Genomic DNA, 10,332 nt, shown 5'->3' on the forward strand with positions numbered 1-10,332 from the left:
AAGTTTCATCGGATACAGGTTTTTTATTTCTGGACGGATGAATCCGGGGGCTTGTATCCTGGATGCTTGATTGTCAGCAAGCAATCTCATACCATTTTAGATTTTAGATTTTAGATTTTAGATTTGGAATGAATTATGACATCAGAGTGGGGAGCTTGCTTGCAGTTGCATTCTTTTCTGAAACTGGGATAAAAACTGATAATTTTTAAGTTTTTACAGTAGTTCCTCTGGGAGCATCTCATATTTGTAAAAACACTTCTTCTGGCTCCTTCCTTCTTCCTCTTTCCTCCTGCCTCCTGCCTTAAAACTCCCATTTCTCGCTTAACTGCAAAAGTGAGATGCTTCCGTTCCTCTCACCTCGGAGTTGGTTGGTGCGTTCGCGTTGCAAAGGGAATTATATTCGCGATTAATTGAAGGTTCTAAGAGCGTATTTGGCATTAAATCCTCATGTTTAATCGGCAGGGCGATCGTAAATTCCGTCCCCGTTCCCACCTCCGACCAAAAGTTAATCGTCCCGCCGTGTTTCTTGACAATAATTTCGCGACCGATTGCCAATCCCAAACCAGTACCTACACCTCTCGGTTTAGTCGTAAAGAATGTTTCAAACATTTTTTCTTGACTTTCTGGCGCTATTCCCGTACCGTTATCGGAAATTCGCACTACCACTGAGTCGTCGTCTAAGTATTCTGTAGCGATCGCAATCCTGGGCAAAAAACTCGGTGCTTCCTGTTTGATTGACTCCGAAGCAGATTGTTTGTTCGCCTCTTCAAAACTTGTTTTCTCACTTTTTGCTTTCTCTTCCACAGCATCTAGTGCATTGTTCAAAATGTTCACAAATACCTGGTAAAGCAAACCCATATATCCTTCAATATTCGGAATGTTCCCGTAATTTCGCACCACTTCAACGCCCTGTTTGATTCGGCTGTTAAGAATCAGCAAACTGCTGTCTATGCAGGCGTGCAAATCCACGGGATGAGGGGTCGCATCGTCGAGGCGAGAAAAATCTTTCAAACTTAAGATAATAGCTTTGGCTCTTTCAGCCCCTACTTGCATCGAGTCTAATATTTTTATCAAATCTTCTTTAAGAAAATCGATGTCTATTTCTTCGCCTTTGGCGATAACGGCAGCAGGCGCGTTGGAGATTTCGGTTTCGTAAGTGTTGAGCAAATCTAAAATATCTTCAACATAATGTCTCGCCGGATCTATATTGGCATATATAAAATTGATTGGGTTGTTAACTTCGTGAGCAACACCGGCTAACATCCGCCCCAAAGTTGCCATTTTCTCATTTTGAAGTATGTGGCTTTCTTGTTGGGATTTCAATTCTTCTAGCAAGTGATTTACTTTCTGAATCAGTTGATTCAGCGAAGATGCCAATACTCCCACTTCATCGGTGCTGGTAACAGGTACTTGCAACTGAAAATTAGACTCTTGGGTCACTCGCTGAGCGATATTAGTTACAGCGGCGAGGGGTTTGGCGATCGCCCGACTGGTGAAGCCCGCCAGCAGTGCTGCAACGACGATCGACAGTGCCATGCTACCAAAAATTATTTGCACCCGCAGCGCCTGCGCTCGCAGCAGGGCCTCCCGCGCTGCATCTTCTTGCTCTTGGGCGCGATCGATAATTTCTGCTATATCATTGACCGCCCTATCTAGTTCCAACCCAGTTTTATCTCGATCTAAATTCGACAGCAACTTGCGTTTAACACTTTTTTGACCGGGGTTATTTGGCAAATTACTGATTTTTTGACTTACAATTTCTAGCTGGTTAATGTATTTAGACAGTAGCGAAGCGTAATTGGTTTTAAAATTTTGTAAACCTTCTACGTCTTCCATGTCTTTCTGACTTTCAATTTCAGATATTGACAACTTCAAACTGTAGGTATTGTTTTGTAGCTGTTGGTATTTGCGGTCAAATATTTCAGGCTGTTCGATCCAGTAAATCAGCCGCTCTTGACTGTTTTGCGTCCGCAGTAAAGCCACCTGCAACTTATTTAAAAGCCGACTTTCTCGATCGATGTGTACTTGATTGTTCGTTCTGCGATAGTAATGATTGCCCGCCAACATCCCGACAGTCGTTCCCCCAATCGCAACACAAAGAGCCAGTGCGTACCCGCGCCAGATTTTGTCGCTAATACTGAGGTTGCCAAAGGAACGGGCTATTTGAGCGAAATAATTAAGCTTTGGTGGCTGGCTGTCTTTAATGTTATGCTCGCAAGAGGTAGGGAGTGTTTGTGAAGGCTGATTCAGATGTTTGAGCTGCATAGATGCTAACCTGTGAATAATTCACGCACTGACAATTCAGTCTAACTTAACTCGCGACTGATTTGAGAGTACCGCACGGATACTTAATTTGATAACTTTTGTGAATTAGGACGCTTGACACTATACCCTAAGAAACCGGGTTTCTCGTTTCCGCTTTCGGAGCTTCCAAGACGCATTTACGTTAAGAAACCGGGTTCCTGGGTACTTAATCGGATATTTATTTTTTATAAAAAAGTATTGCTCGAATCGCGATCGAATAAATTACCGAATAAATAAGTAGGTAGGTGCAAATAAACCAGCCTGCGGTTCGGGCGGGCGATTCCCTGCGGGATAGCTACGCTTCACGGCTGTAACTTAGTTATCGCGCCAGCTACAATGGCAGACTCAGGCGCGATCGCACTTGTCCGTCCCGCTGGCGCTCAAACCCCGCAAATCTCGCCCACTCCCCGGACAAGCAGAATCGGGATTTGCGGGATCGCGCAGTACGATCCTCTTCGTTGGCGCAGCCCCCGTAGGGGCGGGCTTTCCTTCGGATCGCAACGCTTTCGCTAACGGGCGCTTCGCCATTTGAGATTTGAGATTTGAGATTTGAGATTTGCAATGACTGATGACTATCGGCGTAATGTAAAAATCAAAGCATAACCCTTTTATTTGCCACTCCCCTCATGCCTTTGCCGCGCCTGTTAACCTTAATTGCTGCTTTTTGCCTCGCCCTGGGGCTGATTATTGGGCTGGTGAGTTCCTTAACAGGGCTTTACAGTCAAGTTGCGTGGTCTGCTTCTCCGCTGCTGGCTAATTTGCTGATTTTCCTGATAATTGTACTTTTGGGAACCCTAATTTTTGCGCTGGTTTACTATTTTAGGCTGCTGCAACGCCCTCAGAAAGTTAAGGGAAAACGGGCGATTAATCCGAAGGTTCCTGTTGTGAAAAGTGAAGCAGCTTCGGAAAATCTCAAAGCAATCAGGCAGCAAGTCGATCGCATTCAAGATGAAGTAGCGCGGCAAGCTTTGCTGTTGAGAGCTCGCGAAATTGAAGCTAGCATGGCTCGCGGCAGCGTTCGAGTAGTTGTTTTCGGCACCGGTTCTGCGGGCAAAACTTCCGCAGTGAATGCGCTGGTGGGGCGGATGGCGGGACAGGTGGGCGCGCCGATGGGAACTACCGAAGTTGGCGAAACTTACACTCTGAAATTGAAAGGAATCGATCGAGAATTAGCAATTACTGATACCCCAGGTATCTTGGAAGCGGGAGTTGCGGGAACTTACAGAGAGGAATTGGCGAGGCAGTTGGCGGCGAGGGCTGATTTGATCTTATTTGTTTTGGACGGCGATTTGCGAAAATCCGAGTACGAACCGCTGCGGACTTTAGCGGAAATTGGCAAAAGGTCGATCGTGGTTTTTAATAAAGTTGACCTTTATCCCGACACCGACAGAGATGAAATTGTCACTAGGCTGCAGCAGCGAGTCAAAGGTTTCGTATCAGCAATGGATGTAGTCGCCATTAGCGCCAATCCGCAAAAAGTTGTACTAGAAGACGGCACAATTTTTCAGCCAGACCCGGATATTATGCCATTAATTCGGCGCGTCGCTGCGATTTTGCGAGCCGAAGGCGAAGACTTAATTGCGGATAATATTTTGCTGCAATCTCAGCACTTGGGAGACCAAGCGCGCAAGTTAATTGACGCTCAAAGGAGGCGGCAAGCTGATAAAGTAGTAGAGCGATTTCAGTGGATCGGAGCCGGAGTAATTGCTGTAACGCCTTTGCCAGTTGTGGATTTGTTAGCGACAGCAGCAGTTAACGCTCAAATGGTAGTAGAAATTGCCAAGATTTACGGCTGCGAATTAAATATCGATCGCGCGAAAGAATTGGCCTTGTCTCTTGCAAAAACCCTAGCAAGTTTGGGCATAGTTGAAGGCGTAATTCAAGTAGTGTCAAGGGCGTTGCAGTTAAGCGTAGCGGGGTTTGTACTTGGCAAAGCAATTCAAGCAGTCAGCGCCGCTTATTTAACTAGAATTGCCGGTAAAAGTTTTATTGAATATTTCCGCCACGACCAAGATTGGGGCGACGGCGGCATCGCCGAAGTCGTGCAAAGGCAGTTTCAGTTAAATCGGAAAGACGAGTTTGTCAAAGCATTTGTCAAAGATGCGATCGCCCGCGTTGTCGAACCTCTGAACATTTATCAGCAGGAATCGGAACCGGAATTAGAAATGTCAGCCGAATTGGAATCAGAAATAGAACCAGAACCTTTGTATCAGCGGCCGCAATACGACGATTGGGAAACTTACAGCAACAAACGAAAGGATGAGTGGTAATTAGTAATATCAAATCCGGCTTAAATATCCCCCCGATCTCAAATTCGGTAGCATCGGAATTAATATTACCCACAGCGGTAGGCGCGAAGCCGAAGTGTCGAACCATCAGGACACGGCAGTGCCGTGTCCCTACAATTAATTGCGGTAGGGAAACGGCACTGCCGTGTCCTCTATATCATGTCTCTCGTGCAACCGGAAACGATATGAACTAATTTCGCCCCAGCAACAAATAAACCATCATTTCTCCTTTACCTTTAATCTCAACAGCACCGCGCATTTTAAACAAAAATTTATCTTTTAAACGATTGTAAACCGCAGGAGTCACCTGAATTTCTCCCGGAATACCGTTTGATTCCATCCGCTGAGCAACATTTACTGTATCTCCCCACAAATCGTAACTAAATTTAGTCAAGCCAATGACTCCCGCCACTACCCCACCAATATTTATCCCAATGCGGAGACTAAAGTTGTGATTGTTTTTGAAATTGAAGCTAGCGACAGCAGCTTGCATATCCAGTGCCATTTGGGCGATCGCAAAAGCGTGATTTTCCTGCGGTTCGGGCAAACCGCCGACTACCATATAAGCGTCACCCATAGTTTTGATTTTCTCCAAACCGTGCCGCAACGACAACTCGTCAAATTGACTAAAAATTTGATTCAGAACTTTCACCGTTTCTGCGGCACTTTTTTGAGAGGCAAAACTCGTAAATCCTACCAAATCTGCGAATAAAACGCTGACATCCGAAAAGCTGTCAGCAATTATGCTTTGTCCCTCCTGCAAGCGATCTGCAATGGCTTTCGGCAAAATATTTAATAGCAGTTCTTCAATTTCTTCTTTCTGCAATTTGGTTGTTTCCAACAGCAACCGCGTTTCAATTTCTGCCTGTTCGCGATAGGCGATTTCCCGGCGATACATCTTATTTTTATCCCTGAGTTGCAACTCTAGTTCCCGCAGCCGCAATTGATTTTCAACCCTAGCTACCACCTCTACGGCTTCAAAAGGTTTAGTAATGTAGTCTACCCCGCCAGCATTAAAGGCTTTCAGCTTATGAGAAACTTCTACCAAAGCACTCAAAAAAATAATGGGAATGCCCCGAGTGCGATCGCTCGCTTTCAAGAGATTGCAAACTTCATAACCATCGAGACCGGGCATCATAATATCCAGCAAAATCAAGTCAGGCTGAGTCAAATCCACAGAATCGATCGCCAGTTTGCCGTTATGTGCAAGTCGTACTTCATAGCCTTTCTTCGATAAGATCCGCTCCAGTAACGATAAATTGTTAAGATTGTCGTCAACAATTAAAATACTGCCCCTAAATTTGTGAGAATATTGTTGATTCATCGGCTTGCTACGGGCTTAGTTCAACTTGAGATTTGTTTAAATTTAGAAATTACGCACGGGTGCGTCGAAACCGATTTTTTTCACGAAAAGATGCGTTGCAGCAGGCAAACAAGAGTAAAAAAGACAGGCTATTGAGGACCTGATTGCGTCCTGAACTCAAATTTATACTAATTTGTCAAAATAACGAAAGCTTTGGCTAAAACTTCCTATGGCTGGTAAAGTTGGTCAGCCTCCGCCTCGATTGATTGAGTGGCAAATTGATTCACTGCTTGCTGCGGGTTTTGAAACCAAAAATATCCCAACAGTAGCACCGCTGCTGCAATTAGCACTACAAAAGAGACTGCCGGGACACTTTGTAGGGGTAATTTTCTCGAGATTGTGACAATAGCTGGATTCAAAAGTACGATCGACATCGCGGGCAGTTGAGAAATGGGCGTGATTTTTTAATCAGATACTCTCTCAGTCTCAGATGCCGCATTATATTAAGAAATATGACAATAATTTTACACATTAGGGAGAGTCCGGGGGATCGACTCAAACTATCGGCTCGAGCGATCGGATCGAACACAACTTTGATAAGATGTAAGGTTCACAACAAAATTTGCTATTGTCCGTCGGGGTAAAAACAATGAGCGATCGACCAATTATTCTCGGTATTGTCGGAGACAGCGCAGCGGGCAAAACCACCCTGACGCGGGGAATTGCCCAAGTATTGGGGCCAGAAAATGTCACTGTGATTTGCACTGACGACTATCACCGCTACGATAGAAAGCAGCGGGCCGAAATCGGGATCACAGCACTGCATCCCGACTGCAATTACCTCGACATCATGCAGCAGCACCTCAGCCTGCTGCGCACCGGACAAGCAATTCTCAAACCCATCTACAACCACACCACAGGTACATTCGACCCGCCGGAATACATCAAGCCCAGCAAATTTGTCATAGTTGAAGGTTTGCTGGGTTACGCAACCCGAACAATCCGCGATTCTTACGACGTAAAAGTGTATCTCGCTCCCCCAGAAGAGTTGCGAACTCAGTGGAAAGTTAAGCGCGATATCATGAAGCGCGGTTATACGGAAGAACAGGTGCTTGCAGAAATAAAAAAACGGGAACCGGACTCTGAAGACTTCATTCGTCCTCAGCGCAAATCGGCCGACGTTGTAGTTAGTTTTTACCCGCCAGAAGCGGAAAATGAATCCAATTTGAGCGTCCGTTTAGTGCTCAGACCGACAATTCCTCACCCTGATTTTACTGAAATTTTAGGTCGAGGCAGCGAGAGTTTTAAACCTGCAATTCGCTTGGAACTCGATCGGGATATGGGCAAACCTGTTGACGTTTTGGAAGTAGACTCCCACGCTACCAGCGATCAAGTAAACGAACTGGAAATGATCTTGTGCAGCGAGTTGCCACACCTGCGGGGATTTTGCACCGCCCAAGGCAACCCGGAAATTGGCAAACTGATCGGCACAACTGGCGAAGTTTTGCAAAGTTACCCGCTAGCTTTGACGCAGTTGCTGGTTGCATATCACATGATGAAAGCAATTCACGTGTATTAATTGAGTGAGAAAACTCGGCGGTTTCAACCGCCCAACAGTCAAACTTTCGTCGGTGGCTCGACTGAGCTTCCCGGAACGTCCTGGGCGGATTAAATAGTGGTAAGGTGCGCAATGCGCACCCTACAAATAGCAGCATTTCGCCCGGAGTTTTACGTACATAATTTACGGGCGAAATTGCGGAATTTAAATTATATTATTTGTGTCACAATTGAGGATAAATCCTCAGTGCTGGTAAAGTCAGATTAGCATTAGCCAATTGCTGAATCGGCTGCGAAACCGGCAAATGACTTTGAGGTGCGGGCAGCATTTCGCCTCGGAAGTCGAGGATGGTGACGAGCAGCAGGTAGGCAACTGCTAAAATTATAGAAATCACCCCAGTGATAATAGCAATAATTTTTGAACGATCCATATTCAGAAATATTTAAGTGCAGCTAATATTAGTTTAACATTAAAAAGAACAATTATTACTGAACTTATGCCATAGAATATAATCAGGTGCTACTTATTTCGCTTACGAAAATGGAACCTCTTATAGATGCGCCAATTCCCACCGAGATGCCCGGAGCTACCCCAGTGGTGGAAACATTTAATCTGGGGAAGTTCTACCGTACCGGCTTTTGGATGAATGAAAAAGTTGAATCGCTCAAAAATTGCACTCTGACTGTCTCTGAGGGGGAAACTTTTGGGTTGTTAGGGCAAAATGGAGCGGGGAAAACTACGCTGCTGAAAACTTTGCTGGGTATAGTGCGCCCCACTTCTGGGCGGGCGCTGCTGTTGGGGAGGCCTTTGGGCGATCGCACCGTGAAGCAGCGAGTCGGCTATTTGCCAGAAAATCCCTATTTTTACGATTATCTCACCGGCTGGGAATTCTTGCAATTTGCGGCGGGGTTATTTCAAATTCCCCCCTCGATTCAGCGGCAGCGAATTCCGAATTTGCTAGACTTAGTTGGGCTATCTCAATCGGCGGCAATTAAAAAACAGTTGCGCCAGTATTCTAAGGGAATGCTGCAACGGATCGGCATGGCTCAAGCTTTGATTAACAATCCAGATGTGGTATTTTTAGATGAGCCGATGTCTGGTTTAGATCCGATGGGACGCTATCAGATGCGGGAGATAATTTTATCGCTGAAAAATCAAGGAAAAACAATTTTTTTTAATTCGCATATATTGTCTGATGTGGAGAAGATTTGCGATCGAGTGGCAATTTTAGCGAAGGGTGAGTTAATCTGCATTGGTGCGATCGACGAACTTTTGGGTAATACTGAAACTTACCGGGTTGAAGGTAGGGGCGGCCACTTGAATATCCTGAAAAAATGGATACCGGATATGGAAGTTGATAATGATTTGTGGTACGGTCATTTGCAGGGCGATCCGAAGGAGTTTCTTTCTAGTCTGAGCGGTACGGGAGGGCAGCTAATTGGGATGAATTTGGCTAAGCCTAGTTTGGAAGAGTTTTTTATGCAGCAACTGCAAGAAAGAGGGATTTATTCTAGTGGTTGAAGTATCTTAAAAGAGGTAGATTGGGATTGATGGTGGCGCGGGGGCGGGTTTATGAGATTGTGGCTTTTTGGCAATTATTGTCGGTGAACCCGCCCCTACAGAGTTATTGAAAATGGTGCAATATATCAGTTTAATCTCACATTCTGCGCCATTTTCATACATCCTGTAGGGGCGGGTTCACCAACAAATTTAACGGTGCAGACAGGTTAAATAAACCCGCCCTCCAGGTTTTTATAGTTATTTTGAAAGAGGTAGATTGGGATTGATGGTGGCGCGGGGGCGGGTTTATGAGATTGTGGGTTTTTGGCAATTATTGTCGGTGAACCCGCCCCTACAAAGTTATGTTTTTTACTTCTGTTAACAATGGCAACTGTAGATTTCCACACACCAACTCTGCACAATTCCACTGCCGCAGATACTCACAAACTTCAGAAATAATGGCATTTGCTGCATCTAAATCTCCTGCTTGAGAAGCATGATAGTGCGCTCTGATTAGCGGCTTAATATCCTCGATATCTTGCCATTCTGATTTTGGTTTGAGGGGAATGCTGATATAATAGTGATAGGCTTGGCTGTGGGCGGTACGGAGATTTTCAGCGTTTTGACTTAGCAGGTACTCGCCCTTTTCTCGCACTAGCGGATGCAACTGATAGGATTTGAGGTGGCGATCGTAATATAGCAATTGTCGTCGCTTGAGGGCCTGAATAATATTTTCTTGGAGTTCATACTTGCTAACTTCTGGCATTTGAGCGGTAATCCCTGCAAAAGATAGCGGATATTTTGAGGTTTGATAGACAGAAATTCGGCTGAGACAAGTTTGCTCGCAGTCGCTGATACGTGCTATCATTCTATCAATTAATCTCTCAATATCTCGAATCAGCAACCAGTCTCTCTGGTGCAGAAAAAGCCCGACATTTCCTTGAAATTCGGTATCGTCTCGAATCAAGGCTGCGACGAGTTGTAACGCTTTGGGATGTCCTGAATAGCGATCGCCCATTTCCGCTAATTCCTCTGCATTCGCAGTCAGATTAAAAGATTGCAATAGGGCAACTGCGGCATCTCGATCCAATCCGTTTAGCTGGATTTCGCGGGTGACAGTTGGCGGCAATTCGGCTAAGCTTTCGCGACTGGTGAAAATAATTTTGCTTTGATGTTCTGTTTCTAAAAGTTGTTTGAATAACCAAGCATATTCTGCACAATCTTCGGCGAAATAACCAGCGGCTTTGGCTTCTCCTGTTTTCAAAAGTGTGTCGGCGCGATCGAAAACGAGCAAGCAAGGTTTAAGCTGATACGCAGCTAGATTGTATAATATAAATATAAAATAAGCGCTCATTAGTTAGAATGTATGCCAGCCAAAA

The 10,332-nt window shown here is 45.1% G+C and carries 9 protein-coding genes; 4 read left to right on the plus strand and 5 right to left on the minus strand.

Annotated features, from left to right (window positions below; all coding sequences use genetic code 11):
• Window positions 1–321 precede the first annotated feature (321 nt).
• Entirely contained in the window at window positions 322–2,265 is a 1,944-nt protein-coding gene (locus QUA99_RS31025; RefSeq protein WP_333244890.1) for an ATP-binding protein, read from the minus strand.
• Window positions 2,266–2,649: 384 nt separating this feature from the next.
• The gene (locus QUA99_RS31030) at window positions 2,650–2,832 is read right to left on the minus strand and encodes a hypothetical protein (RefSeq protein ID WP_333244893.1); all 183 of its coding nucleotides are present in this window, start codon (window positions 2,830–2,832) and stop codon (window positions 2,650–2,652) included.
• Between the two features lie 98 nt (window positions 2,833–2,930).
• Here QUA99_RS31030 and QUA99_RS31035 point away from each other — a divergent pair, with 98 nt between their 5' ends.
• Window positions 2,931–4,574, plus strand: a complete 1,644-nt coding sequence (locus QUA99_RS31035; protein ID WP_333244896.1) for a GTP-binding protein — start codon at window positions 2,931–2,933, stop codon at window positions 4,572–4,574.
• A 208-nt stretch (window positions 4,575–4,782) separates the two neighbouring features.
• On the opposite strand, the gene QUA99_RS31040 is transcribed toward QUA99_RS31035, so the two are convergent.
• Window positions 4,783–5,916 carry an adenylate/guanylate cyclase domain-containing protein gene (locus tag QUA99_RS31040; RefSeq protein WP_333244899.1) on the minus strand — a complete coding sequence of 378 codons (1,134 nt, stop codon included), beginning with the start codon at window positions 5,914–5,916 and terminating at the stop codon, window positions 4,783–4,785.
• A gap of 208 nt (window positions 5,917–6,124) precedes the next feature.
• Between QUA99_RS31040 and QUA99_RS31045 the strand changes: the two genes are divergently transcribed.
• Both QUA99_RS31045 and QUA99_RS31050 read left to right on the plus strand, forming a co-directional pair.
• Window positions 6,125–6,298, plus strand: a complete 174-nt coding sequence (locus tag QUA99_RS31045) for a hypothetical protein (protein ID WP_333244902.1) — start codon at window positions 6,125–6,127, stop codon at window positions 6,296–6,298.
• 246 nt (window positions 6,299–6,544) lie between these two features.
• Window positions 6,545–7,474 (plus strand): phosphoribulokinase, encoded by a 930-nt coding sequence (locus QUA99_RS31050; RefSeq protein WP_333244905.1) that lies wholly within the window; start codon window positions 6,545–6,547, stop codon window positions 7,472–7,474.
• A gap of 202 nt (window positions 7,475–7,676) precedes the next feature.
• Here QUA99_RS31050 and QUA99_RS31055 read toward each other — a convergent pair whose 3' ends face one another.
• On the minus strand, window positions 7,677–7,883 hold the full coding sequence (locus tag QUA99_RS31055; RefSeq protein ID WP_333244907.1) for a hypothetical protein: 207 nt from the start codon (window positions 7,881–7,883) through the stop codon (window positions 7,677–7,679).
• 110 nt (window positions 7,884–7,993) lie between these two features.
• Between QUA99_RS31055 and QUA99_RS31060 the strand changes: the two genes are divergently transcribed.
• Window positions 7,994–8,974 (plus strand): ABC transporter ATP-binding protein, encoded by a 981-nt coding sequence (locus QUA99_RS31060; protein WP_333244910.1) that lies wholly within the window; start codon window positions 7,994–7,996, stop codon window positions 8,972–8,974.
• Window positions 8,975–9,305: 331 nt separating this feature from the next.
• Here the strand turns inward: QUA99_RS31060 and QUA99_RS31065 are convergent, their stop codons facing one another.
• Window positions 9,306–10,307, minus strand: a complete 1,002-nt coding sequence (locus tag QUA99_RS31065) for a hypothetical protein (protein ID WP_333244913.1) — start codon at window positions 10,305–10,307, stop codon at window positions 9,306–9,308.
• Window positions 10,308–10,332 lie beyond the last annotated feature (25 nt).

Origin of the sequence: Microcoleus sp. F10-B2 (assembly GCF_036704965.1) — a bacterium.
Lineage (GTDB): Bacteria > Cyanobacteriota > Cyanobacteriia > Cyanobacteriales > Microcoleaceae > Microcoleus.